General features: G+C 68.4%; 21 protein-coding genes. 11 read left to right on the top strand and 10 right to left on the bottom strand.

The window, feature by feature from the left end:
- Nucleotides 1-58 precede the first annotated feature (58 nt).
- Nucleotides 59-1,780 (bottom strand): NAD+ synthase, encoded by a 1,722-nt coding sequence (locus tag BBJ41_RS16725; RefSeq protein ID WP_069747742.1) that lies wholly within the window; start codon nt 1,778-1,780, stop codon nt 59-61.
- Between the two features lie 109 nt (nt 1,781-1,889).
- On the opposite strand from BBJ41_RS16725, the gene BBJ41_RS16720 reads away from it, so the two are divergent.
- A complete protein-coding gene (locus BBJ41_RS16720; RefSeq protein WP_069747331.1) occupies nt 1,890-3,068 on the top strand; it encodes a GNAT family N-acetyltransferase in 1,179 nt (392 codons plus the stop codon).
- A gap of 20 nt (nt 3,069-3,088) precedes the next feature.
- Nucleotides 3,089-3,976 (top strand): GIY-YIG nuclease family protein, encoded by an 888-nt coding sequence (locus BBJ41_RS16715; protein WP_069747330.1) that lies wholly within the window; start codon nt 3,089-3,091, stop codon nt 3,974-3,976.
- A gap of 53 nt (nt 3,977-4,029) precedes the next feature.
- On the opposite strand, the gene ppa is transcribed toward BBJ41_RS16715, so the two are convergent.
- Nucleotides 4,030-4,557 (bottom strand): inorganic diphosphatase, encoded by a 528-nt coding sequence (gene ppa, locus BBJ41_RS16710; protein ID WP_011352863.1) that lies wholly within the window; start codon nt 4,555-4,557, stop codon nt 4,030-4,032.
- An 86-nt stretch (nt 4,558-4,643) separates the two neighbouring features.
- A complete protein-coding gene (locus BBJ41_RS40460) occupies nt 4,644-4,793 on the bottom strand; it encodes a hypothetical protein (protein WP_156814797.1) in 150 nt (49 codons plus the stop codon).
- Between the two features lie 87 nt (nt 4,794-4,880).
- Between BBJ41_RS40460 and BBJ41_RS16705 the strand changes: the two genes are divergently transcribed.
- From BBJ41_RS16705 to BBJ41_RS16685, 5 genes are all read left to right on the top strand, one after another.
- Nucleotides 4,881-6,320, top strand: coding sequence for an aldehyde dehydrogenase family protein (locus BBJ41_RS16705; protein ID WP_069747329.1), 1,440 nt, complete (start codon nt 4,881-4,883; stop codon nt 6,318-6,320).
- Nucleotides 6,321-6,405: 85 nt separating this feature from the next.
- A complete protein-coding gene (locus BBJ41_RS16700; protein WP_069747328.1) occupies nt 6,406-7,164 on the top strand; it encodes an SDR family oxidoreductase in 759 nt (252 codons plus the stop codon).
- A gap of 121 nt (nt 7,165-7,285) precedes the next feature.
- Nucleotides 7,286-8,590, top strand: a complete 1,305-nt coding sequence (locus BBJ41_RS16695) for an MFS transporter (protein WP_069747327.1) — start codon at nt 7,286-7,288, stop codon at nt 8,588-8,590.
- 234 nt (nt 8,591-8,824) lie between these two features.
- The gene (locus BBJ41_RS16690) at nt 8,825-9,238 is read left to right on the top strand and encodes a helix-turn-helix domain-containing protein (protein WP_069747326.1); all 414 of its coding nucleotides are present in this window, start codon (nt 8,825-8,827) and stop codon (nt 9,236-9,238) included.
- Complete coding sequence (locus BBJ41_RS16685) at nt 9,235-10,461, top strand: alpha/beta fold hydrolase (RefSeq protein WP_069747325.1); 1,227 nt, start codon at nt 9,235-9,237, stop codon at nt 10,459-10,461. Before BBJ41_RS16690 ends, BBJ41_RS16685 begins: the two co-directional genes overlap by 4 nt.
- Nucleotides 10,462-10,527: 66 nt before the next feature.
- Here the strand turns inward: BBJ41_RS16685 and BBJ41_RS16680 are convergent, their stop codons facing one another.
- The 3 genes from BBJ41_RS16680 to hemC are packed head-to-tail and all read right to left on the bottom strand — an operon-like array spanning nt 10,528 to nt 14,689.
- The gene (locus BBJ41_RS16680; protein ID WP_069747324.1) at nt 10,528-11,715 is read right to left on the bottom strand and encodes a heme biosynthesis protein HemY; all 1,188 of its coding nucleotides are present in this window, start codon (nt 11,713-11,715) and stop codon (nt 10,528-10,530) included.
- A 2-nt stretch (nt 11,716-11,717) separates the two neighbouring features.
- Nucleotides 11,718-13,688 carry a fused uroporphyrinogen-III synthase HemD/membrane protein HemX gene (gene hemDX / locus BBJ41_RS16675; RefSeq protein WP_069747323.1) on the bottom strand — a complete coding sequence of 657 codons (1,971 nt, stop codon included), beginning with the start codon at nt 13,686-13,688 and terminating at the stop codon, nt 11,718-11,720.
- Entirely contained in the window at nt 13,688-14,689 is a 1,002-nt protein-coding gene (gene hemC / locus BBJ41_RS16670) for a hydroxymethylbilane synthase (protein ID WP_069747322.1), read from the bottom strand. The genes hemDX and hemC overlap by 1 nt, the downstream gene beginning before the upstream one ends.
- Nucleotides 14,690-14,897: 208 nt before the next feature.
- Here hemC and ppc point away from each other — a divergent pair, with 208 nt between their 5' ends.
- Nucleotides 14,898-17,912, top strand: coding sequence for a phosphoenolpyruvate carboxylase (gene ppc / locus BBJ41_RS16665; RefSeq protein WP_069747321.1), 3,015 nt, complete (start codon nt 14,898-14,900; stop codon nt 17,910-17,912).
- 141 nt (nt 17,913-18,053) lie between these two features.
- Here the strand turns inward: ppc and BBJ41_RS16660 are convergent, their stop codons facing one another.
- The gene (locus BBJ41_RS16660) at nt 18,054-18,806 is read right to left on the bottom strand and encodes a class I SAM-dependent methyltransferase (protein WP_069747320.1); all 753 of its coding nucleotides are present in this window, start codon (nt 18,804-18,806) and stop codon (nt 18,054-18,056) included.
- A gap of 244 nt (nt 18,807-19,050) precedes the next feature.
- Here BBJ41_RS16660 and BBJ41_RS16655 point away from each other — a divergent pair, with 244 nt between their 5' ends.
- From BBJ41_RS16655 to BBJ41_RS16645, 3 genes are all read left to right on the top strand, one after another.
- Nucleotides 19,051-19,860 carry a helix-turn-helix transcriptional regulator gene (locus tag BBJ41_RS16655; protein WP_069747319.1) on the top strand — a complete coding sequence of 270 codons (810 nt, stop codon included), beginning with the start codon at nt 19,051-19,053 and terminating at the stop codon, nt 19,858-19,860.
- 138 nt (nt 19,861-19,998) lie between these two features.
- Complete coding sequence (argH, locus tag BBJ41_RS16650) at nt 19,999-21,408, top strand: argininosuccinate lyase (protein ID WP_069747318.1); 1,410 nt, start codon at nt 19,999-20,001, stop codon at nt 21,406-21,408.
- A gap of 94 nt (nt 21,409-21,502) precedes the next feature.
- Nucleotides 21,503-22,186, top strand: a complete 684-nt coding sequence (locus BBJ41_RS16645; RefSeq protein ID WP_069747741.1) for an HAD family hydrolase — start codon at nt 21,503-21,505, stop codon at nt 22,184-22,186.
- 106 nt (nt 22,187-22,292) lie between these two features.
- Here the strand turns inward: BBJ41_RS16645 and BBJ41_RS16640 are convergent, their stop codons facing one another.
- From BBJ41_RS16640 to dcd, 3 genes are all read right to left on the bottom strand, one after another.
- Nucleotides 22,293-23,099, bottom strand: coding sequence for a lysozyme inhibitor LprI family protein (locus tag BBJ41_RS16640; RefSeq protein ID WP_069747317.1), 807 nt, complete (start codon nt 23,097-23,099; stop codon nt 22,293-22,295).
- Nucleotides 23,099-25,378 (bottom strand): arginine/lysine/ornithine decarboxylase, encoded by a 2,280-nt coding sequence (locus tag BBJ41_RS16635; protein WP_069747316.1) that lies wholly within the window; start codon nt 25,376-25,378, stop codon nt 23,099-23,101. The genes BBJ41_RS16640 and BBJ41_RS16635 overlap by 1 nt, the downstream gene beginning before the upstream one ends.
- An 81-nt stretch (nt 25,379-25,459) precedes the next feature.
- The gene (dcd, locus tag BBJ41_RS16630) at nt 25,460-26,029 is read right to left on the bottom strand and encodes a dCTP deaminase (protein WP_069747315.1); all 570 of its coding nucleotides are present in this window, start codon (nt 26,027-26,029) and stop codon (nt 25,460-25,462) included.
- Between the last annotated feature and the right edge of the window lie 7 nt (nt 26,030-26,036).

Raw genomic sequence — 26,036 nt, 5'->3', positions numbered from 1 at the left:
GTCCCTCAATGCTCGTTTGGATGAAAAATCGCGATCCCGATTGTAAGCCGTGCGCGGCTCAGTCGAGACGTTCGGTAAAACGTGACGTGATCGGGTAGCGCCAGTCGCGCCCGAATGCGCGATGCGTGACGCGGATGCCGATCGGCGCCTGGCGGCGCTTGTATTCGTTGATCTTGATGAGCCGCGTCACGCGCTCGACGTCGGCCTGCGCGTAACCGGCCGCGACGATTTCAGCGAGCGGCCGGTCTTCCTCCATGTACATCCGCATGATCGCGTCGAGCACGTCGTACGGCGGCAGGCTGTCCTGATCGGTCTGGTTCTCGCGCAACTCGGCCGACGGCGCGCGCGTCAGGATCCGCTCGGGGATCACGTCGCGCAGCGCGTAGTCGGACGTCTCGTTGCGATAGCGGCAAAGCCGGTACACGAGCGTCTTCGCGATGTCCTTGATCACCGCGAAACCGCCGGCCATGTCGCCGTACAGCGTGCAGTAGCCGACCGCCATTTCGCTCTTGTTGCCGGTCGTCAGCACGATCGAGCCGAACTTGTTCGACAGCGCCATCAGCAGCGTGCCGCGGATGCGCGCCTGGATGTTCTCCTCCGTCGCGTCTTCCGCGCGGCCCGCGAACTCGCCCGCGAGCGATGCGCGGAACGCGTCGAACATCGGCGCGATCGCGATCTCGTCGTAGCGCACGCCGACGCGCCGCGCCATCTCCGCCGCGTCGGTGGTCGAGATGTCGGCCGTGAAGCGCGACGGCATCATCACCGCGCGCACGCGCTCGGGGCCGAGCGCATCGCACGCGAGCGCCAGCACCAGCGCCGAATCGACACCGCCCGACAGCCCGATCAGCACGCCGGGAAAACCGTTCTTGCCGATGTAGTCGCGCACGCCCGTCACGAGCGCGCGGTACACCTGCGCATCCGTCGACAGCTCGGGCGCGATCGCGCCGGGCAGCGGCCGCGCGCCGTCGAATTCGACGATCGCGTGCCCTTCGTCGAACTGCGGCAGCTTCGCGACGAGCGTACCCTGCACGTCGAGCACGAACGAGCCGCCGTCGAATACGAGTTCGTCCTGCCCGCCGACGAGGTTCACGTACACCATCGGCAGCCCGGTTTCGCGGATCCGCGCACGCAGGATGTCGATGCGCACCGCTTCCTTGTTCATGTGATACGGCGAGCCGTTCGGGATCAGCAGCACCTGCGCGCCGGCCGCCTTCGCGATCTGCGCGGCCGATGCGTGCCACGCGTCCTCGCAAATGATCACGCCGTATTTCACGCCGTTCAGCTCGAACACGAGCGGCTCGGCGTCCGTCGCGAAATAACGCTTCTCGTCGAATACCTCGGCGTTGGGGAGATCCTGCTTGCGGTAGGTGCCGACGATCTCGCCGCCGACGATCAGCGACACCGCGTTGAAGGTGTCGGTGGGCGGCACGCCGCGCTCGATCGGGCGGTTTGCATTACCATCGACGGCTGGCGCGCGCGGATCGCTGCCCGACGCGCCTTCGCCCGCGCCGCGCAACGGATGGCCGACCAGCACCGCGAGCCCGTCGAACGCCTTCAGCGCATCGGCGAGCGCGTCGAGCGCGGCCGCCGCCGCCGCGTAGAACGCGGGCCGCAGCAGCAGGTCTTCCGGCGGATAGCCGGACAGCGCGAGTTCGGGCGCGACCATCAGCTGCGCACCATCGTTGTGCGCGGCGCGCGCGGCCGCGACGATCCGCGCGACGTTGCCGGCGAAATCGCCGACGGTGACGTTGATCTGGGCGAGAGCGAGTCGGGTCTTCATGACGGGATCGGCGCAGCCCGGCGGCGCGCCCTGAACGGCTGACGAAATCGTCCCGGGCGCGGGCCACGGCGGCACGCGTCCGGCAACATCCAACGGTACGGATTCACGCTTGAAACACGAACGCATCGATTATCGCACGGGCATCCTGTCGTCCCCCGCCGAGGTGCCGGCCGACGAATGGAACGCGCTGCTCGCGCGCGACGCGCAGCCGACGCCGTTCCTGCGCCACGAATTCCTCGACGCGCTGCACGTCGCGCGCTGCGCGGTCGACGATACCGGCTGGTCGCCGCACTTCGTCACGCTGACCGACGCGCGCACGGGCCGCCTCGCGGCCGCCGCGCCCGTCTATGCGAAGCAGCATTCGTACGGCGAATACGTGTTCGACTGGGCATGGGCCGACGCATACCAGCGCAACGACATCCCCTACTACCCGAAGCTGCTGTGCGCGGTGCCGTTCACGCCCGTGCAGGGCACGCGCCTGCTCGCGGCCGACGACGACGCGCGCCGCCGGCTCGCGGCCACGCTGCTCGCGTTCGCCGAACAGAGCGACGTGTCGTCGCTGCACGTGCTGTTCCCGACCGGCGACGAAGCGCGCCTCCTCGAATCGATGGGGATGATGCTGCGCGAAGGCGTGCAGTTCCACTGGATCAACGACGGCTACCGCCACTTCGACGATTTCCTCGGCACGCTCGAGCAGAAGAAGCGCAAGAACATCCGCGCCGAGCGGCGCAAGGTGCACGATGCGGGCGTGACGTTCAGGCGGCTCACCGGCGACCGGATCACCGACGCCGACTGGCGCTTCTTCTCGCGCTGCTACCGGCAGACCTACCGCGAACACTTTTCGAGCCCGTACCTGAACCTCGACTTCTTCCGCGCGATCGGCGCGACGATGCCCGAGAACCTGCTGCTCGTGATCGCGGAAGCCGACGGCCGGCCGATCGCGAGCGCGCTCGCCGTCTACCGGCGCGGCGAGCATGGCGGCGGCACGCTGTACGGGCGCTACTGGGGCGCAATCGAGCACGTGCCCTGCCTGCATTTCGAAACGGCCTACTACCAGTTGCTCGAATTCTGCATCGAGGCCGGGCTCGACACGTTCGAAGGCGGCGCGCAAGGCGAGCACAAGCTCGCGCGCGGCTTCCTGCCGACCGTCACGCACTCCGCGCACTGGCTCGCGCACCCGGCGTTCTCGGATGCGGTCGCACGCTTTCTCGAACGCGAGACCGACCATATCCACGCGTACGTCGACGAATTGCGCGAACACGATCCGTTCCGGCGCGGCACGGAATAGCGGCAGCGCGCCGCCCTGCCATGTCCTGGTTTCTGTATCTGATCGAATGCGCCGACGACAGCGTCTATACGGGCATCACGACCGATGTCGCCGCACGCTTCGACGAGCACGCGGCCGGCAAGGGCGCGCGCTACACGCGCTCGCGCAAGCCGCGCGCGGTGCTCGCGTCGTTCCCGCTGCCCGACCGGTCGAGCGCGTCACGCGCCGAATACTGGGTGAAGCGGCTCACGGCCGCGCAGAAGCGCGAGCTGGCGGCCGGGTCACGGACGCTGGAATCGGTGTTGCCGACAGTGATGACGGTCGATGAAAATGGCGACGCGGCCGGTTCGCACGCGGGTGCGCGCGGGCGGAAGAAGGCGAAGGCGGGGAACGTCGACGACGTGACGAAGAAGGCGGGAACGGAGAAGGCGGCGAGGAAGACGGCGAAAGCCGGAAAAGCCGGAAAAGCCGAGAAAGCCGAGAAAGCCGAGAAAGCCGAGAAAGCCGAGAAAGCCGAGAAAGCCGAGAAAGCCGTCAAGTCTGCAAAGACCGCGAAGACAAAGCAAGCCGCCAACGCGCCGAAGGCGGCAAAGGCCGCACCGGTCGCGAAACGCGCGAAACCCGACGGCGATGCGGCGGCGAAAAAAGCCTCGTCTCGCGGTGCACCCGCAAAGCAGGACAAACCGTCCGCGCGCCCATCGTCGAAACGGAAAACGCCGGCTGTCGCGAGCCAACCCGTCACGAACGAACACGACGCCGCTGCTCCGGCCCGCCGCCGCCCGTCGATCACGAAAACCGCCGAAGCCGCTGCGGCCTCCGCCGCCCCTCGCCGCGCCGATCGCAAGCAGCGCACGAAAGACGCACCGGACAGCTCCACACCCGCACGCAAGAAAACCGCGCACGCAAAACAAAACCGCGCGGCCTCCTGACGAGACACGCGCGGTTTGCATTCACACGAACCGGCCGCCGGCCGGTACGCCGCTTACTTCTTGTAGTTCGCGGCGCCGTCGGTGATTTCCTTGTGCGCCGCTTCGATGCCGGCCCAGCCTTCGACCTTCACCCACTTGCCCTTCTCGAGCGCCTTGTATTGCTCGAAGAAGTGCTTGATCTGGTCCTTCAGGTACTCGGGCACGTCGTCGATCGACTTCAGGTTCGCCGTCATCGGGCAGACCTTGTCGTGCGGCACCGCGACCAGCTTCGCGTCGACGCCCGACTCATCGGTCATCTGCAGCATGCCGAGCACGCGCGAACGCACGATCGAGCCGGCCAGCAGCGGGAACGGCGTGATCACCAGCACGTCGACCGGATCGCCGTCGCCCGACAGCGTCTGCGGGATGTAGCCGTAGTTCACCGGATAGCGCATGCCCGTGCCGATGAAGCGGTCGACGACGAGGAGGCCCAGCTCCTTGTCCGCCTCGTACTTCACCGGATCGCTTTGCGCGGGAATCTCGATGATCACGTTGAAATCTTGCGGCAGGTCCTTGCCGGCCGGAACATGATTGAAGCTCATGAGCGCTCTCTGTAGGTCGATGGGAATTCGGGACAGGGCGCCGCGGCCGATGCACCGCCGCAGACGCCCCTCAACGGAATGCGCCATTATAGCCAATCGACCGGTGGCGTCCGGATGACGATCGGCGCGATAATCGTTCCGGATGTCCGGCCGCCGAACGACAGGCGGCGTTGCACGGGATCGGTGTCGACGCTGAAGCGCCGGCGCGGGTCGATCGCGAAGTCTGGGCCGGCCATGGGTAAGCAAGCACCAACGCGGGCCGACCGCAAAGCATGGGACCCGCGTAAGCGCTGAAGCGCTAACGCGGGTCGACAGGAGCACGCATGGAAGAGGCGAAGCACTTCATCGCGGGTGAATGGACGTTGCCCGCGCAACTGGAAACCATCGCGGTCGTCGATCCGTCCGACGGCCAGCCGTTCGCGGCGATCGCGCGCGGCACCGCCCCCGACATCGAGCGCGCGGTCGCCGCCGCCCGCGACGCCTTCGCAGGCGCGTGGGGCGCCAAAAGCGCCGCCGAGCGCGGCCGTGTGCTAATGCGGCTGTCGGCGCGCGTGACCGATTCCATCGAGGAACTCGCCACGATCGAGGCGCGCGATACCGGCAAGCCGCTCAAGCAGGCGCGCGCCGACGCGGCCGCGCTCGCGCGCTACTTCGAGTTCTATGCGGGCGCCGCCGACAAACTGCACGGCGAAACCCTCCCCTATCAGGCCGGCTACACGGTGCTGACGGTGCGCGAGCCGCACGGCGTCACGGGCCACATCGTGCCGTGGAACTACCCGATGCAGATCTTCGGGCGCAGCGTCGGCGCGGCGCTCGCGGCCGGCAACGCATGTGTCGTCAAGCCGGCCGAGGATGCGTGCCTGTCGCTGCTGCGCGTCGCCGAACTGGCCGCCGAAGCCGGGCTGCCGGCCGGCGCACTCAACATCGTCACCGGCTACGGCCATGAGGCCGGCGCCGCGCTCGCGCGCCATCCGGGCATCGACCACATCTCGTTCACGGGCTCGCCCGCCACCGGCAAGCTGGTCACGCAGATGGCGGCCGAAAACCACGTGCCCGTCACGCTCGAACTCGGCGGCAAGTCGCCACAGATCGTATTCGCCGACGCCGATCTCGAAGCGGCGCTGCCCGTACTCGTGTCGGCGATCGTGCAGAACGGCGGGCAGACCTGCTCGGCCGGCAGCCGCGTGCTGATCGAGCGCGCGGTCTACGAGCCGCTCGTCGAACGGCTCGCCACCGCATTCAACGGGTTGCGGGTCGGCCCGAGCCGCGCCGATCTCGACTGCGGCCCGCTCATCAACGCGAAACAACAGCAGCGCGTGTGGGATTTCCTGTCCGACGCGCAGCACGACGGCATTCCGATGGCCGCGCACGGGCAGGTCGTCGCCGACGCGCCCGAAAGCGGCTTCTACCAGGCGCCCGCGCTGTTGCGCGACGTACCGCCGTCGCACCGGCTCGCGCAGGAGGAAGTGTTCGGCCCCGTGCTCGCCGCGATGCGTTTCGTCGACGAGGACGAAGCCGTGGCGCTCGCAAACGGCACGCCGTACGGGCTCGTCGCGGGTATCTGGACACGCGACGGCGCGCGCCAGATGCGTCTCGCACGGCGCCTGCGAGCGGGCCAGGTGTTCATCAACAACTATGGTGCGGGCGGCGGCGTCGAGCTGCCGTTCGGCGGCGTCGGCCACTCGGGCCATGGCCGGGAAAAAGGTTTCGAGGCACTGTACGGCTTCACCGCGCTGAAGACGATCGCGATCCGGCACGGCTGAACGCGCGGCGCGCGAAATGCGGCCGGCAGCGGCCGGCCGCATCGCACAACACGACGACTCTCATGACCAGCACAGGAGACACACCATGCGGTTGAGCGGCAAGACGGCCATCGTCACGGGCGGCGGCTCGGGCTTCGGCGAAGGCATCGCGAAGACCTACGCGCGCGAAGGCGCGAACGTCGTCGTCAACGATCTGAACGGCGCGGCGGCCGAGCGCGTCGCGAGCGAGATCGCGCTCGCGGGCGGCAAGGCGATCGCGGTGGCCGGCGACGTGTCGAAGGACGACGACTGGCGCGCGCTGCTGCAGGCCGCGCTCGACGATTTCCATTCGGTGCAGATCGTCGTGAACAACGCGGGCACCACGCACCGTAACAAGCCGGTGCTCGACGTGACGGAGGCCGAGTTCGACCGCGTGTACGCCGTCAACATGAAGAGCCTGTTCTGGTGCGTGCAGACCTTCGTTCCGTACTTCCGCGCACAGGGCGGCGGCGTGTTCGTGAACGTCGCGTCGACGGCCGGCGTGCGCCCGCGCCCGGGCCTCGTCTGGTACAACAGCACGAAGGGCGCGATGATCACCGCGAGCAAATCGCTCGCGGCCGAACTCGGCGCCGACCGCATCCGCGTGAACTGCATCAACCCCGTGCTCGGCGAAACGGCGCTGATGACCGAGTTCATGGGCTGCGAGGACACGCCCGAGAACCGCCGCCGCTTCCTCGCGACGATCCCGCTCGGCCGCTTCTCGACGCCGCAGGACATCGCGAACGCGGCGCTGTACCTCGCATCCGACGAGGCCGAGTTCATCACCGGCGTCTGCCTCGAAGTCGACGGCGGACGCTGCATCTAGCCGCACCCGTCGCGCCGCGCCCGGGCTTGCGGGCCGGCACGACATCCACGCATTGCTTCGCACGAAACCGGATCGGCCACCGATGCGCCGCTTCCGGCGAACAACAAAACCAGGAGACAACATGGCAACATCGACGCAGTCGCTGCCGGGTTCGTCCGGCGCATTCGAGGAAGCAACCTACCGCAAGGTGTCGTGGCGGCTCACGCCGCTCCTGCTGCTGTGCTACGTGGTCGCGTATCTCGACCGCGTGAACGTCGGGTTCGCGAAGCTGCAGATGGCGAGCGACCTGAATCTCAGCGACACCGTCTACGGGCTCGGCGCCGGCATCTTCTTCTTCGGCTATTTCCTCTTCGAAGTCCCGAGCAACATCATCCTGCACAAGGTCGGCGCGCGCGTGTGGATCGCCCGCATCATGGCGACGTGGGGCGTGATCTCGATCCTGACGATGTTCGTCACGACGCCCGCGATGTTCTACGTGATGCGCTTCCTGCTCGGCGTCGCCGAAGCGGGCTTCTTCCCCGGCGTGATCCTCTATCTCACCTACTGGTATCCCGCGCACCGGCGCGGCCGGATGACGACGTTCTTCATGACGGCCGTCGCACTGTCCGGCGTGATCGGCGGGCCGCTCTCGGGCTTCATCCTGAAGGCGTTCGACGGCGCGAGCGGCTGGCATGGCTGGCAATGGCTGTTCCTGCTCGAAGGCATTCCGTCGGTGCTGGTCGGCGTGGTCGTGTTTCTCAAGCTCGACGACCGGATCTCGAGCGCGACCTGGCTCACCGACGACGAAAAAGCGCTGCTCGCGCGCAACGTCGACGCGGAAGAAGCGACGAAGCAAGACCTGCCGCTCGGCGCCGTGCTGGCAAGCCCGCGCGTGTTGCTGATGGCGCTGATCTATTTCTCGTTCGTGATGGGGCTCTACGGCGTCGGCTTCTGGCTGCCGACCATCATCAAGGCGACGGGCGTGACCGACACGGTCGCGATCGGCCTGCTGTCGGCGATTCCGTATGCGGCCGCGGTGGTCGCGATGATCCTGATCGCGCGCAGCGCGGACAAGCGCCGCGAGCGCCGCTGGCACCTCGCGATTCCGGCCGCGATCGGCGCGCTCGGGCTCGTGCTGTCGGTGATCTGGGCACACCAGACGGCGCTCGCGATGCTCGGCCTCACGCTCGCGACGATCGGCATCCTCACCACGCTGCCGCTGTTCTGGAGCCTGCCGACCGCGTTCCTCGGCGGCACGGCAGCCGCGGCCGGCATCGCGATGATCAACTCGATCGGCAACCTCGCGGGCTTCCTGAGCCCGTACCTGATGGGCTGGCTCAAGCAGGCGACCGGCGCCAACGACGCGGGCATGTACATGCTCGCGGGGTTCCTCGTGCTCGGCGGGCTGCTCGCGCTGTCGGTGCCGAAGCGGCTCGTCGACAAGTGACGCGGGGCGACTGACACAGGACACCTGACGACGCACAGGGCGCACCGGGCGCACAACCCACGCCGGCCGATGGCCGGTTCACCGAACGCCCCGATGGCTGGAACTGCTCCGGTCATCGGGGCGTTTTCGCTTCCGTGCCGGCTCGGCGGCGACGTTTTTGCACCGTCAGATTATTCCCTAATGCTCCTTCATATATGGAACAATAAAGAGCATTCAAGCACTCATCCGCCGATCATGTTCCATACCGTCGAAGACACCGCCGGACGCCTGCGCATCCACCCGAAGACCGTCCTGCGGTTCATTCGCGAAGGCAAGCTGCGCGCGACGCGGGTCGGACGCGCGTACCGCATCCTCGACGCCGATCTCGCCGCGTTCACGCAAACGACGCCCGCTGCGCCCGTGCCGCGCACGGTGCGCGTCACCAGCATCGTCGACATTCCCGACGCGTCGCAGTCGCTGCACCAGTATCTGTCGCGGTCGCTGCAAGCACTGGTGTCCAGCCGCGCGTCGTACGTCGACCCCGTGCGGATCGACGTCACGTTCGATCCGGCCACGAGCCAGGTCAAGATCATCGTGGCCGCGACGCCGGCCGATACGGCCGCGCTGATGTCGTCGCTCGACGCGCTGTTGCGGCAAGACGCGACATGAGCGGGATCTTCAGGTCGCCGTGCCACGCACGCGCGATTCGCACCGCTTATGCGGCCGCACTGTCGCACTGGCCGGACGGGCATCGGCGCGTCACCGTCCAGACGCGTCACGGCGCCACACACGTGATCGTCTGCGGGCCGGAACACGCGCCGCCGGTCGTACTGATCCACGGCGCACAGACGACGGCAGCGAGCTGGCAGCACTACGCGGTCGAGTGGTCGAAGCACTTCCGGCTCCATGCGATCGACGTCATCGGCGAAGCAGGGCCGAGTGCGCCGTCGCGGCCGCCACTCGCAGGCGACGCGCACGCGCAATGGCTCGACGACGTGCTCGACGGCCTGCAGGTGCCACGTGCCGCGTTCGTCGGCATCTCGCTCGGCGCGCGAACGGCGCTCGACTTCGCGTTGCGTCGGCCGGCACGCGTCGCGCGGCTTGCGCTGCTCTGCCCGTCCGGCATCGGCAGGCAGAAACCGTTTCTGTGGTGGGCATTGCCGCTGCTGTTGCTCGGCGACGTCGGGCGCGCGTGCGTGCGGCGGCGCGTGCTCGGCCGCCTGCCGCCCGCGCAAACACCGGCCGAGCGCGACGCGATCGCGCTGATGCGTGCAGTGGATCGCGGGTTTCGCCCGCGCATCGACACGATCCCGGTATTCGCCGACGACGCGCTGCGCACGTTGTCCGCGCCGGTGCTCGCGATCGTCGGCGGCCGCGACGTGATGCTCGATTCGTGCGACACGCGCGATCGCCTGACGCGTCTCGTGCCGCACGCGCATGTGCGGTTCCTTCCAGATCAACGCCATTTCATCCGCGGGCAGCGCGACAGCGTGCTCGCCTTTCTCATGTCGACGGAGTCAACCCGCATGCATCATCGAATCGTTCAGGCAGCCGGCAGCCGTGTGCTGGTCCGCGATCCTTCCGCCGGCCTCGTGCAGCGGGAGAGCGACGCGCTCGACCTCGTCGCGCTCGCGCACGAGCATGAAGCCGACTGGGTCGCGATGCCTGCCGATGCGTTGCACGACGACTTCTACCGGCTCGACAGCGGGCTGGCCGGCGCCGTGCTGCAGAAGCTCGTCAACTACGGCGTGCGGCTCGGCGTGGTCGGCGACATCGACCATTGGCTCACGCGCAGCGAAGCGCTGCGCGCGCTGGTTCGCGAGTCCAATCGCGGCACGTCGGTGTGGTTCGTCGCAAGCGAGGACGACCTGCTGCGCAGGCTCGGCACGTAGCAGACAAAAAAATGCCCCGAAGGCCGGGCGGCGTTCGGGGCATGTTGCGCAGCGCTGCTGCGCGCGTCAGACCACGGTGATCGCGAGCGCGCTTTCGCGGTAGTGCTTCGCGGCCTTGTCGGTTTCGCCGAGATGCTCGAACAGGCGCGCGAGCGCACGATGCGCCCGCACCTTCAGCGCCTCGTTGTCGGCCAGCTTCAGCGCCGATTCGAGGAACGACTGCGCCTTGCCCCACAGCTGCTGCTGCTGGCAGAGACGGCCGAGCGCGAACAGCAGGTCGGCATCCTCCGGGTGATCCTTCTTCCACCCTTCGGCCTTCTGGATCAGCGGCAGCGCATCGGCGCCGGCGGTGTCCGGGTAACGGCGCAGCAGGCGCGCGTCCCAGTTGTGCGCGAGCGCGTCCTCGACGATGCGGCGCGCTTCGGTGCGGCGCTCGAGCGACACGAGCAGGTCGGCCGCGAGATCGGCGAGACGCGGCGACTGGCGCTCGACCGGCGACAGCGACTGCCACACCTCGAGCAGCGCATCCGGGTCGTGCCGGCGCTCGCGCAGCAGGTTCTCCGCGGCCTGCTGGCGCAGCCGCACGGCCGCGGCCGGATGCAGCGCCTCGCGCTTCTCGAGCGCCTTCGCGAGCTTCAGCACCTCGGCCCAGTTCTTCAACTGCTGCTGCGCGCGCAGCGCGACCTGTTGCGCATGGATGCGCTTGCCGCCCGCCTGCATGTCGGCCAGCGCGGCGAGCGCGCCGTCGGCATCGCGCGCGTCCGCGCGCATGTCGGCCGCGGCAAGCAGCCGCGCATCCTGCCATTCGGGCGCGTCGACCTTCGACAACCAGTCGTCGCGGCGCGTGTACTCGTGCATCCGGTGCGCGGCGGTGGCCGCGACGAGACTCGCCGCGCCCAGGTTCGCGTCGACCGACATCGCTTCACGCGCGGCCTTCTCGGCGCGCGAGAAGCGGCCCGCGTACAGGTTCGAGATTGCATCGCGCAACGACGCCTGCGCCTTCTCGTTGCGCGAACGCGCGCGATACGCGGCGACCCGCTGCGGCATGCGCCAGATGTTGCGCACGATGCGCAGCAGCGCATACACGACGATGAACAGCACGACGATGGCGATCACGAACAGGTTCAGCGACACGTCGATCCGGTACGGCGGATAGACGAGCAGCACCTGCCCCGCGTCGAAACGGCCGACGGTGGCGAGCGCCGCGGCGATCGCGAACAGGACCGCGAGCCAGACGATTCCTCGAAGCGTCATCGTTACCCCCGGCTCTTGAACTGCTGAACGGCGTTCAGGCTCGTGTTCAGGTTCGGCACCGCAACCGTCAGCGATGCGCCGTCAACCTGCTTGAGCAGATCCTCGACGGTCTGCGTGTCCTTCGACGCCTGATCGAAATACTTCCCGAGCGACGCTTGCGCGGCGTGCAGGTCGGCCTTCATCGCGCTGTCGTTGCGCGCGAGCAACGACAAGCGCGCGGTGAGCAGGCGCAGCTTCACGTTCTCGCGCACGAAGTAGCCCTGGTCAGGCGACGCGAGCATCGCGTCCGCGTTGTCGATCCGGCGCACCTGCACGAGGCCCTTCAGTTGCTGGCCGAGACCCGCCGAGAATTCGTGCCACCACACCTTCCAGCGCGACTCGCCGGCCACGGCCGTCGATGCGGCGTCGGCCAGTGCAGCCTTCGGCGCCACGTGCGGCACGATCGCCTCGCCGGAGAGCGGCAGCGCGTCGATCTTGCCGATCGCGTCGTCGAGCTTGATCGCGAGGCCCGTGAGATCGGCCACCGGCGCGGCCTTCAGCTTCTCGATGTCCAGCGCGAGCGCCTTGCGCACCGTGACGGCCTGCGCGCTCTGCGACGTCGCGAGCCGCGCGTCGGCGTTCTGCAGCGCGATCAGCGCGAGCTGCGTGTTGCCCGTCAGCTGAAGCTGCTGGCTCGCACTCGACAGCATCTGGTCGACTTCCTCGAGCATCCATGCGTCGCGGTTGCGCGACAGGTCCTGGTACTGCTGCTGCAGCGCCTGCTGCGCGCTCTGCGCATCGGCGAGCTTGCCGTCGAGCTGCGCGAGCTGCGTGTCGACCTGGTGCGTGCTCGCGAGCGCCTGCTCGGTCTTCGTGCGCGTCTCGGCCGTTTGCGCGTCGAGCGCTTTCTGGCGCGTCGCGAACGTGTCGTCGAGCCGGTCGATCTTGCGGTTCAGCGCATAGCCGCCGACACCCGCCGCACAGCCGAGCACGACGACGACGAACCACAGCACCGCGCTGCCGCCGCGGCGCGCGTGCGGCTCGGGCGCGAGATAAGGGGGACGGGGCGGCGGTGCGGATGCAGCGGCCGGCTGGGAAGCGACGCTTTTGGAATCGTTGGTATCTGTCATGCGTTTAGTCACCGGTGCGGCTGTCGCCGGTTGGACGGCCTCGTCGGCCATCGTTCGAAACGCGCGGACGATGCGCTCATCGCCCGCGCCGGTCAGCGTAATCCTATCAAAACCCAATGCACGCGCGGTCTGCTCGATCCGCGGGTGCGGCGTGACGAGCGGCGCGTGCTTCAGCGCGTCGATCTCGGCGTCGTTCAGGTGCGTGCGCGCGAGTTCGTGCAGGTTGCGCACGCCTTCCGAGCTCGTGACGAGCCACGCATGCGGTGCGCCGCCGAGCAGCGCGTGCACGCGCTCCCACGTGCCGATGCGCGGTTCGGGCACGACGCGCCGGTACGCGGCGACGAGCGTGACGTCCGCACCGGCTTCGCGCAGCCGGTCGGCGAGCCATTCGCGCCCGCCGTCGCCGCGCACGATCAGCACGCGCTTGGCCGCCAACGCGTGCGCGCCGCCGAACGCGGCCTCTATGGACGCGAACAGGCTTTCGGAATCGTAATGGGGCACGCCGCCGTCGGCCGGCGCCTGCGGCGCGACCACGCGATGCGCGGGCGCCGCGATGCCGTGACGCTCGAGCGCCGCGACGCTGCCGGGCCCGACCACGCCGACCGGCAGCGCGTTCGGCCAGATTGCGCCGTACTGCGCGAGCGCGCGGTCGATCGCGTTCGGCGACACGAAAATCACGAGCGCGTAATCGGCGAGCGCCGCGAACGCGGCGTCGAGCGGCGCCGGATCGTCGACCGGCGCGATATCGATCAGCGGGAATTCGAGTACGTCGCAACCAGCCTCGGCCAGTTGCGACGCGAGCGCGCCGGACTGGCCGTCCGGGCGCGTGATGACAGCAGTGAACGCGCGCGCGCCGCCCGCCATCAGGCGTCGCCCTTGCCGGCCTGCGAGCCCGCGAGCAGCGCCTGGACGATGTCGAGCGCGCCTTGCGCCTCGAGCTCGTCGGACACCGCGCGGCCGAGCGCGAGCGCATCGGCGACGGTCATGACGGCCCCGCACTCCTCGGCCGTCAGCACGCGCTTGCCGTCGGTCGTCGACACGCGGCCTGTCAGGTACAGCTCGCCCGCGCGCCACACCGCGTGCGCGGCGAGCGGCACCTCGCAGCTGCCGCCGAGCGCGCGCGACACCATCCGCTCGGCCTCGACCGCGAGCGCGGTCTTCGGATCATGCAGCGGGGCGAGCCAGGCGGCGACGTCGTCGCGCTGCGAAGCGATCTCGATGCCGAGCGCGCCCTGGCCGGCCGCGGGCGGGCTGGACTCGACGTCGATCACCGAGCGAATCCGCGCTTCGAGACCGAGCCGCTTCAGGCCGGCGGCCGCGAGGATGATCGCGGCATAGTCGCCGCGGTCGAGCTTCGACAGGCGCGTGTCGAGATTGCCGCGCAGCGGCAGCACGTCGAGATGCGGATAGCGCGCGCGCAGCATTGCTTCGCGGCGCAGGCTCGACGTTCCGACGACCGCGCCGGCCGGCAGCGCGTCGAGCGACGCATAGTCGTTCGACACGAACGCGTCGCGCGGATCTTCGCGCTCCATGATCGCGGCGAGCGAGAAGCCGTCGGGCAGCGCCATCGGCACGTCCTTCAGCGAATGCACGGCGAGATCGGCGCGGCCGTCGGCCAGCGCGTTCTCCAGCTCCTTCACGAACAGGCCCTTGCCGCCGACCTTCGACAGCGTGCGATCGAGAATCTGGTCGCCGCGGGTCGTCATCCCGAGGATTTTCACGTCACAAGCTGGATATAATTTGCGCAGCGCATCACGCACATGTTCGGCTTGCCACATCGCCAGGCGGCTCTCGCGCGAAGCAATCGTCAACGTCGCGGGCGGCTGTGCCTGTTGCGGCCCGGCCGCAGGGGTCTCGGAATTCATTGCTGGAACATCGAAGGACGGGATTGAAGATCGAACAATGGTAGCACGCACGCCCCGGCCCGCCCGGGCCCGGAGCCTGCGCCCGACCGGCCCCTGCGCGGGTCGCGGCGCCGATGTGCGGATGTGCCGCACTTAGCTGGTTGCTTGACCGCAGTTCCCGCAGTTTCCGCAGTTCCTTTTGACTCGAGCTTTCCCAAGGAAACCCATCGTGAAGTCTTCCGGATCGGCGCGTACGGCGCGCCGCAATGCTGCCCTGTCCTCCTCCGACGCCACGACGGACGCCGTCGCCACCGCCGCGAACGTCCGTGCGAAAACGGCAACGAAACCGAAAGACCCGATACGTCAGACAAAACGCGCGACGAAAGCCGCCGGCCCGGCCGCCCGCAAGGCCGGCGCGCCGAAGTCCGGCACGCGTACGCGCGACGACAAGGACGGCCCGCTGTTCGAGGACATCCGCTTCCTCGGCCGCCTGCTCGGCGACGTCGTGCGCGAGCAGGAAGGCGACACCGTGTTCGACGTCGTCGAGACGATCCGCCAGACCGCGGTCAAGTTCCGCCGCGAGGACGACAGCGAAGCCGCGCAGACGCTCGAGAAGAAGCTGCGCAAGCTGACGCCGGAGCAGACGGTAAGCGTCGTGCGTGCGTTCAGCTATTTCTCGCATCTCGCGAACATCGCGGAAGACCGCCACCACAACCGCCGCCGCCGCATCCACGCGCTGGCCGGCTCCGCGCCGCAGCCCGGCACGGTCGCATACGCGCTCGAACAGCTGAAAACGACCGGCAACGCGTCGAAGCGCCTGCTGCAGCGCTTCTTCGACGATGCGCTGATCGTGCCGGTGCTGACCGCGCACCCGACCGAAGTGCAGCGCAAGAGCATTCTCGACGCGCAGCACGACATCGCGCGCCTGCTCGCCGAGCGCGACCAGGAGCTGACCGCGCGCGAGCGCCAGCACAACGAAGCGATGCTGCGCGCGCGCGTGACCGCGCTGTGGCAGACGCGCATGCTGCGCGATTCGCGCCTGACGGTCGGCGACGAGATCGAGAACGCGCTGTCGTACTACCGCGCGACGTTCCTCGACGAGCTGCCCGCGCTGTACGGCGACATCGAAGCCGCGCTCGCCGAGCACGGCCTGCCCGCGCGCGTGCCCGCGTTCTTCCAGATGGGCAGCTGGATCGGCGGCGACCGCGACGGCAACCCGAACGTGACGGCGCCGACGCTCGACGAAGCGATCAACCGCCAGGCCGCGGTGATCCTCGAACACTATCTGGAGCAGGTGCACAAGCTCGGCGCCGAGCTGTCGGTGTCGAACCTGCTCGTCGGCGCAAACGACGCGGTGAAGGCGCTCGCTGCGGCATCGCCCGACCAGTCGCCGCACCGCGTCGACGAACCGTATCGCCGCGCGCTGATCGGCATCTACACGCGGCTCGCCGCGAGCGCGCGCGTGCGCCTGGGCGAAGGCACGGTGCCGGTGCGCAGCGCCGGCCGCGGTGCGCCGCCGGTGCGCGCGGTGCCTTATGCGGATTCCGAAGCGTTCGTCGCCGACCTGAAGGTGCTGACCGCATCGCTCGACGAACACCACGGCACGTCGCTCGCCGCGCCGCGCCTCGCGCCGCTCGTGCGCGCGGCCGAAGTGTTCGGCTTCCACCTCGCGAGCATCGACCTGCGCCAGAGCTCCGACATCCATGAAGCCGTGGTCGCCGAGCTGTTCGCGCGCGCGGGCGTCGAGGCCGACTACGCGGCGCTCGCCGAGGAAGACAAGCTGCGCGTGCTGCTCGCCGCGCTCGCCGATCCGCGTCCGCTGCGCTCGCCGTACATCGAATACTCGGCGCTCGCGCAGAGCGAGCTCGGCGTGTTCGAGAAGGCGCGCGAGGTGCGCGCGCAATTCGGCGCGCGTGCAGTGCGCAACTACATCATTTCGCATACGGAAACCGTCAGCGATCTCGTCGAGGTACTGCTGCTGCAGAAGGAGACGGGGCTGCTCGAAGGCGCGCTCGGCGTACCCGGCGACGACGCGAAGAACAGCCTGATGGTGATTCCGCTGTTCGAGACGATCCCCGACCTGCGCGACGCGTCGCGCATCATGCGCGAATACTTCGCGCTGCCGGGCGTCGAAGCGCTGATCGCACACCAGGGGGCCGAGCAGGAAGTGATGCTCGGCTATTCGGACAGCAACAAGGACGGCGGTTTCCTCACGTCGAACTGGGAGCTGTATCGCGCGGAGCTCGCGCTCGTCGACCTGTTCCGCGACCGCAAGATCACGCTGCGGCTGTTCCACGGCCGCGGCGGCACGGTCGGCCGCGGCGGCGGCCCGACCTACCAGGCGATCCTGTCGCAGCCGCCGGGCACCGTGAACGGCCAGATCCGCCTGACCGAACAGGGTGAGGTAATCGCGAGCAAGTTCGCGAACCCCGAGATCGGCCGGCGCAACCTCGAGACGGTCGTCGCCGCAACGCTCGAAGCATCGCTGCTGCCGCAGTCGAACGCGCCCGCGCAACTGCCTGCATTCGAGGCGGCAATGCAGACGCTGTCCGATTCGGCGATGGCCGCGTACCGCGCGCTCGTCTACGAAACGCCCGGCTTCACCGATTACTTCTTCTCGTCGACACCGATCACCGAGATCGCCGAGCTGAACATCGGCAGCCGCCCGGCTTCGCGCAAGCTGCAGGACCCGAAGCAGCGCAAGATCGAGGACCTGCGCGCGATTCCGTGGGGCTTCTCGTGGGGCCAGTGCCGCCTGCTGCTGACGGGCTGGTACGGCTTCGGCAGCGCGGTGAGCGCGTATCTCGACGGCGCAGCCGACGACGCCGAGCGCACCAAGCGCGTCACGCTGCTCAAGAAGATGAACAAGACCTGGCCGTTCTTCGCGAACCTGCTGTCGAACATGGACATGGTGCTCGCGAAGACCGATCTCGCGGTCGCATCGCGCTACGCGCAGCTCGTCGCCGATCGCAAGCTGCGCAAGCACGTGTTCGAGCGGATCGTCGCCGAATGGGAGCGCACGTCGAACGCGCTGGCGGAAATCACGGGGCACGAAGGCCGCCTCGCGACCAACCCGCTGCTCGCGCGATCGATCAAGAACCGCTTCCCGTATCTCGATCCGCTGAACCACCTGCAGGTCGAGCTGATCAAGCGCCACCGCGCGGGTGATACCAACGCGCGGCTGCGCCGCGGGATTCACCTGACGATCAACGGGATCGCGGCCGGCCTGCGCAACACGGGCTGACCGACATGCGGCGCGGGCCCGTTCCGCGCCGGCCGGCATCGCACAAGCCGCGATACGCCACCGCGGCCACGGAGCCCATGGTGCGTATCGCGGCTTTTTTCATCGGGCGGCGAAACGGCATCAACGTGCCATGCCGCGCGGTCAGCGCGCGTCGATCAGCAGCGCGTCGTGCTCGAACGAACCGTCGGGTTGCACTGCGTAGTAACCGCGCACCTCGTCGGGTGCATGCGCCCACAGCGCGCGGATGCCGGTGACGCTGTCGGCCGGCGTGCGGATGCGCGCGACCCACGTGTCGAAATCGATCGGCAGCCGCCAGCGGCTGTGCACCTGTGCATCGAAGCCGGCTTCGCGGAACATCGCGAGCCATTCGTCGGCGCGGTAATCGCGTACGTGCGACGCGTCGCGCAGCACTTCCGCGGCCTGCAGGTACGTGTCGAGGAGCGGATGGTCGTTGCCCGCGATATCGATCATCAACACGCGGCCGCCCGGCTTCAGCACGCGGCGCACCTCGGCGAGCGCCGCACGCATGTCGTGCCAGTGATGCGCGCTCATCCGGCTCACGACCCAGTCGAACGTCGCCGTGTCGAACGGCAGCCGCTCCGCCGGCCCCTGCTGCGTGCGGATGTTCGCGAGCCCGCGCTCGCTCGCGGCCGCATCGACGGTCGCGAGCATCTGCGCGGCGAGATCGTACGCGACGACCTCGCGCACGTGCGGCGCGACCGCGAAGCTCGCGTGGCCCGCGCCGCAGCCGAGATCGAGCACCGCGGCATCGGGCGTCACGCGCACCGCGTCGGCGAGCGTCTGCAGATCGGCGCCCGTCGCGTGCACCGTGCTCGTCAGATACGCGGCGGCCGTCGTGCCGAATGCGTCGGCGACCTGGTCGTGGTGTTTCATCGTTCGCTCCTGTATTTGACCGGATTGGCGCGTCGGCGCGTGCTCCGGCCCCATGCTTTGCGCGGCCGGCCGGCAGTCGCTCCAGCCCCGTGCAACGCGTTTTGTGGGACGCCCGCTGCCTGTCAGCGCGCGAGCCGCTACAATAGGCCTGCGTTTGTACCAGTACAAGTTAAGCAGTTATTCTGGTATTCGATACACCTGTCTGATCGTTGCCGCATCCCCGCTTCCATTTCGCCGTTTCCGCATGAACCACCCGTCCTCCGCTCCCACCCCGCCGCTCGACGCCACGCCCGCCCGCGCGCTCGGCGAATTCATCCGCGCCCACCGCGAGCGGCTGTCCCCGCAGGCCGTCGGCCTGCCGCCCGGCCCGCGCCGCCGCACGCCGGGGCTGCGGCGCGAAGAAGTCGCGCAGCTGTGCGGCGTCAGCCCGACCTGGTACACGTGGATCGAACAGGGCCGCCCCGTGTCGGCGTCGGCCGACGCACTCGCGCGGATCGCCGTCGCACTGCAACTGTCGAAGGCCGAGCGCGCGTACCTGTTCGAGCTGGCCGCGCAGCGCGACCCGGCCGAGCCCGATGTTGCCGGCGGCGACCTGCCGCCGACGCTCGCCGCGACCGTCGCGGCAATCGCGACGCCCGCCTACGTGCTCGATCGCCAATGGAACGCGCTCGCATGGAACGCGCCGGCCGCCGCGCTTTTCTCCGGCTGGCTCGACGGCGAGCACGACCGCAACCTGCTGCGCTTCACGTTCATGTCGCCGGCCGCGCGCACGCTGATCGTCGACTGGGAAACCCGCGGGCGGCGGCTCGCGGCCGAATTCCGCGCCGATTCGATCCGCCACCTGGCCGATGCGCCGACGCGCGCGCTGATCGACGCGCTGACCGCCGGCAGCGACGCCTTTGCGCAGTACTGGGCGTCGCAGGACGTGTTCGAGCGCGAAGGCGGCCTGCGCGAATTCGACCATCCGGCCGACGGCCGGCTCGTGTACCAGCAGATCACGCTGAAGCCCGCGCATCGCGAAGACCTGAAGCTGGTCGTGCTCGTGCGCGACTGAAGCAGCCCGGCCCGCGCCGGCAACGGCCGGCGGGCCGCCGCGACCGGCTGCGCGGCGCGGCGGGCAGGCCCGCGAATGTTAGAATCGCGGGATTCCCTCGGCGGCGCACGCCGCCCAACTCCCCTTCGAAGAATCGCCATGACGTCCCAACTGCACAAAAAGGGCGAGGCCTGGTCGGCCCGCTTCTCGGAACCGATGTCGGAGCTGGTCAAGCGCTACACGTCGTCGGTGTTTTTCGACAAGCGCCTCGCGCTCGTCGACATCGCCGGCTCGCTCGCGCACGCGAACATGCTCGCCGCGCAGAAGATCATCAGCGCCGACGATCTGGCCGCGATCGAACGCGGGATGGCGCAGATCAAGGGCGAGATCGAGCGCGGCGAATTCGAATGGCAGCTCGACCTCGAGGACGTCCACCTGAACATCGAGGCGCGCCTGACCGCGCTGATCGGCGATGCCGGCAAGCGCCTGCACACGGGCCGCTCGCGCAACGACCAGGTCGCGACCGACATCCGCCTGTGGCTGCGCGGCGAGATCGACCGCATCGGCGGCCTGCTGAACGACCTGCGCGGCGCGCTGCTCGACCTCGCGGAACAGAACGCCGGCACGATCATGCCCGGCTTCACGCACCTGCAGGTCGCGCAGCCCGTCACGTTCGGCCATCACCTGCTCGCGTACGTCGAGATGTTCTCGCGCGACGCGGAGCGCATGCGCGACTGCCGCACGCGCGTGAACCGCCTGCCGCTCGGCGCGGCCGCGCTCGCGGGCACGAGCTACCCGATCGATCGCCACGCGGTCGCGAAGACGCTCGGCTTCGACGGCATCTGCGCGAACTCGCTCGACGCGGTGTCCGATCGCGACTTCGCGATCGAATTCACGGCCGCGTCCGCGCTCGTGATGACGCACGTGTCGCGCTTCTCCGAAGAACTCGTGCTGTGGATGAGCCCGCGCGTCGGCTTCATCGACATCGCCGACCGCTTCTGCACCGGCAGCTCGATCATGCCGCAGAAGAAGAACCCGGACGTGCCCGAGCTCGCGCGCGGCAAGACCGGCCGCGTGAACGGCCACCTGATGGCGCTGCTCACGCTGATGAAGGGCCAGCCGCTCGCGTACAACAAGGACAACCAGGAAGACAAGGAACCGCTGTTCGACACGGTTGACACCGTTGCCGACACGCTGCGGATCTTCGCGGAAATGGTCGCGGGCATCACCGTGAAGCCGGATGCGATGCGCGCAGCCGCGCTGCAGGGCTTCTCGACCGCCACCGACCTCGCCGACTACCTCGTGAAGCGCGGGCTGCCGTTCCGCGACGCGCACGAAGCCGTCGCGCACGCGGTGAAGATCTGCGACGACCGCGGCATCGACCTGGCCGACCTCACGCTCGACCAAATGAAGCAGGATCTGCCGAACGTCGCGCACCTGCTCGGCGACGACGTGTTCGGCTACCTGACGCTCGAAGGCTCGGTCGCGAGCCGCAATCACCCGGGCGGCACCGCACCCGACCAGGTGCGCGCGGCGGTCAAGGCTGCCCGCGCCGCGCTCGGCCAATAAGCCCGCTGTCACGGACGGACGCCTTCGGCGTCCGTTTTTCATTCGGGCGGCCGTCGCGCCGCCCATCGCCCTCCCCGCTTCCCGGATGCCGCCGATGACCTTCTCCGCCGCGCTCTTCGACATGGACGGCCTGCTCGTCGATTCCGAGCGGACCATCATGAACACGTGGATCGACGTGTCGAATGCACACGGCGTCACGCTGACCGTCGCCGACTACCTGCAGATCGTCGGCCGCTCGTTCGCCGAAGGCCAGGTGATCCTGGCGCGGCTGATCGGCGACACCGTCACGTTCGACGCCGTGCGCACCCGCGTGCGCGAGCAGCTCGCGGCGCCCGAACCTCATCCGAAATTTCCGCTGAAACCCGGCGCGTTCGCGCTGCTCGACGCGCTCGCGCAGGCCGGCATTCCATGCGCGGTCGCGTCGTCGTCCGCGCGCGACGTGATCCGCGCGCGGCTCGATGCAGTCGGCGTGCTGCCGTTCTTCCACGCGATTGCGGGCGGCGACGAAGTTGCACGCGGCAAACCCGATCCGGCCGTCTACCGGCTCGCCGCCGAACGCCTCGGCGTACCCGCACAGGCGTGCGTCGCGTTCGAAGACAGCGACTTCGGCGCGCAATCGGCTGCCGGCGCCGGTGCATCGGTCGTCACCGTGCCCGACCTCAAGGCACCGACGCCGGAAATCATCGCGCTGAGCCTGCACGTACTCGCGTCGCTCGACGACGCGGTCGCGCTCGTGCCGTCGTGGTTCGGCCGGCACGGCACGCAGCGGCCTGCATAGATCGCGCCGACTCGCAAAACGACGCGCGGCACACCCGCCGCCAAATGAAAAAGGGCACCCGTGGGTGCCCTTTTGCTTGATCGCCGAACGACCGGTGTCGCGACGCCTACTTGTTGCCGGCCGTCTCCGACAGCCGCTTCATCGTCGCGATGCGCGCGCCGATCAGGTCGACGCGTCCGTCCTCGCCGACGAGCGGCGCCGTCGCATCGCGGAACGCGACCCACGCGCGCTGCGCGCGCACGAGCGTCGCGGCCGAATGCGCGGGCATCTTGCGACGCAGCTTCTGGTAATACCGGTTCAGGTCGAACAGCGCGTGCTCACATGCAGCGTCCTGTTCGCACGGCCGCACGCGGCGCACGGCCGGATCGCGCGGCACGCTCGCCTGCTTGCCGTTCGGCGCGGCCGCACCCTGCGGCGCGCTCCCGCCGCTCGTGGCGGCTACAGGCACGGCGGCCGGCGGCGGCGCAAAGCGATCGGCCGCGCCGCGCATCGCCAGCGCACGATCGCGCACCGGCTGCAGCTGCATGTCGGCGCTCGCCATCGCGTACGCGGTGCCGCGCGTCGTGTCGTACACGGCCTTCAACAGATGCACTTCGTCCTTGCGCCACGTGACCCAGCGGCGCTGGCTGTCCTGCCAGCCGCGCTTCGCGTCGGCCGGCGCATCCTTCGACAGGCGCTGGTACGCGCCGTCCATCACTGCCTGCCACTGCTGCTGCGCTTCGCCCATGCACTGGATCTGGCCGGCCGTCGACGACCGGTCGCGCCGCGCGAGGCATTGCCGCATCGCGACGTCGATCGGGTCGGCCGCAGCCACTTCCGCGTGCGCGACACCGGGCGCCGCCGACCCTGCCGCCCAGACGACGAGCGCGGCCAGCGCCGCGCGCATCGCCCGGATTCGTCCATGCGTCGCCATCAGTCGCGCACGCAATCGACGAAGTACTCGACGCGCCCGTTCACCTCTTCCGCGACGAGGCCGTGGATGTCGGTGTGGAAGCCCGGGAAACGCTCGTTGAAGTCGCGCGCGAACCGCAGGTAGTTCACGATCGTCTTGTTGAAGCGCTCGCCCGGGATCAGCAGCGGGATGCCCGGCGGGTACGGCGTGAGCAGGATGCTCGTCACGCGGCCTTCGAGCTCGTCGAGCGGCACGCGGTCGATCTTGCGGTGCGCGAGCTTCGCGAACGCGTCCGACGGCTTCATCGCCGGCTCCATGTCCGACAGGTACATCTCCGTCGTCAGGCGGGCGATGTCGTTCGCGCGGTACACGTCGTGAATCTGCGTGCACAGGTCGCGCAGGCCGACGCGCTCGTAGCGCGGGTGCTGCGCGACGAATTCCGGCAGCACGCGCCACAGCGGCTGGTTGTTGTCGTAGTCGTCCTTGAACTGCTGCAGCTCGGTCACCATCGAGTTCCAGCGGCCCTTCGTGATGCCGATCGTGAACATGATGAAGAACGAGTACAGGCCGGTCTTCTCAACGATGATCCCGTGCTCGGCCAGGTACTTCGTGACGATCGCGGCCGGAATGCCCGTCTCGCCGAACTCGCCGTCGACGTCGAGCCCCGGCGTGATGATCGTCGCCTTGATCGGGTCGAGCATGTTGAAGCCTTCCGCGAGCGGGCCGAAGCCGTGCCAGTGGTCGTTCGGCTTCAGCATCCAGTCTTCGCGCGAACCGATGCCTTCTTCCGACAGGTTGTCGGGGCCCCACACGCTGAAGAACCAGTCGTCGCCGTATTCGGCGTCGACCTTGCGCATCGCGCGGCGGAAGTCGATCGCCTCGGCGATCGATTCCTCGACGAGCGCGGTGCCGCCCGGCGGCTCCATCATCGCGGCCGCGACGTCGCACGACGCGATGATCGCGTACTGCGGGCTCGTCGACGTGTGCATCAGGTACGCCTCGTTGAAGCGGTGCTTGTCGAACGTGCGGTTCTCCGAATCCTGCACGACGATCTGCGACGCCTGCGAGATACCGGCGAGCAGCTTGTGCGTCGAGTGCGTCGCGAACACGAGCGCGCCCGTGCGCGGACGGCCGTCGCCGATCGCGTGCATGTCGCGGTAGAAATCGTGGAACGTCGCGTGCGGCAGCCACGCTTCGTCGAAGTGCAGCGTGTCGAGCAGATCGCCGAGCAGGTCCTTGATCATCTCGACGTTGTAGACGACGCCGTCGTACGTGCTCTGCGTGATCGTCAGGATGCGCGGCTTCATGTCCGGGTTCTCGCGCAGCGCCTCGCGCGCGAACGGGTTCGCCTCGATCTTCTTGCGGATGTTCTCCGGCTTGAATTCGTCGCGCGGGATCGGCCCGATGATGCCGAAATGGTTGCGCGTCGGCGTGAGGAACACGGGGATCGCGCCCGTCATCGTGATCGCGTGCAGGATCGACTTGTGGCAGTTGCGGTCGACCAGCACGATGTCGCCGGGGGCGACCGTCGCATGCCAGACGATCTTGTTCGACGTCGACGTGCCGTTGGTCACGAAGAACAGGTGATCGGCGCTGAAGATGCGCGCCGCGTTGCGCTCCGATGCGGCGACCGGGCCGGTGTGGTCGAGCAGCTGGCCGAGTTCGTCCACCGCGTTGCAGACGTCGGCGCGCAGCATGTTCTCGCCGAAGAACTGGTGGAACATCTGGCCGAGCGGGTTCTTCAGGAACGCGACGCCGCCCGAGTGGCCCGGGCAGTGCCACGAGTACGAGCCTTCGTCCGCATACTTGACGAGTTCCTTGAAGAACGGCGGCGCGAGCGAGTCGAGATAGACCTTCGCCTCGCGGATGATGTGGCGCGCGACGAACTCCGGCGTGTCCTCGAACATGTGGATGAAGCCGTGCAGCTCGCGCAGGATGTCGTTCGGCAAATGGCGCGACGTGCGCGTTTCGCCGTACAGGAAGATCGGGATGTCCGCGTTGCGGCGGCGCACTTCGGTGACGAACGCGCGCAGCTCGATGATCGCGGTCGCCAGCTCCGGCAGCTCGCCGTCCTGGCCGGTTTCGCCGAGCATGAGTTCGTCGTCGTCGATCGACAGGATGAAGCACGATGCGCGGCTCGACTGCTGCGCGAACGACGTCAGATCGCCGTAGCTCGTGAGGCCGAGGACTTCGACGCCCTCTTTCTCGATCGCTTCGGCCAGCGCCCGGATGCCGGAGCCCGAGATGTTCTCGGAGCGGAAATCTTCGTCGATGATGACGACGGGGAAACGAAACTTCATGGGCGATTCTCCAAAAAGAACGACCGCGGCGCGTCACGCGCAGCGGTCACCCGAAAACTGGTGAGACGTTATGCAACCAGATCAGGTTTTCGGCAGCGTGACACCGCGCTGACCCTGATACTTGCCGCCGCGATCGGCGTACGACACTTCGCACACTTCGTCGCTCTCGAAGAAGAGCACCTGGGCGACGCCTTCGTTCGCGTAGATCTTCGCGGGCAGCGGCGTGGTGTTCGAGAATTCCAGCGTGACGTAGCCTTCCCACTCGGGTTCGAACGGCGTCACGTTGACGATGATCCCGCAGCGCGCATAGGTCGATTTGCCGAGGCAGACCGTCAGCACGGTGCGCGGGATGCGGAAATATTCGACGGTACGGGCCAGCGCGAACGAGTTCGGCGGGATGATGCACACGTCGCCCTTGAAATCGACAAACGAACCCTCGTCGAAGTTCTTCGGGTCGACGATCGTCGAGTTGATGTTCGTGAAGATCTTGAATTCGTCTGCGCAGCGGATGTCGTAGCCGTAGCTCGACGTGCCGTAGCTGACGATCCGGCGGCCGTCCTCGGACGCGCGAACCTGATCGGGCACGAACGGCTCGATCATCTTGTGCTCTTCGGCCATGCGCCGAATCCACTTGTCGGACTTGATGCTCATAAGGGGG

This window comes from Burkholderia stabilis (assembly GCF_001742165.1).
Lineage (GTDB): Bacteria > Pseudomonadota > Gammaproteobacteria > Burkholderiales > Burkholderiaceae > Burkholderia > Burkholderia stabilis.
This window is presented reverse-complemented; position numbering and strand designations above follow the sequence as displayed.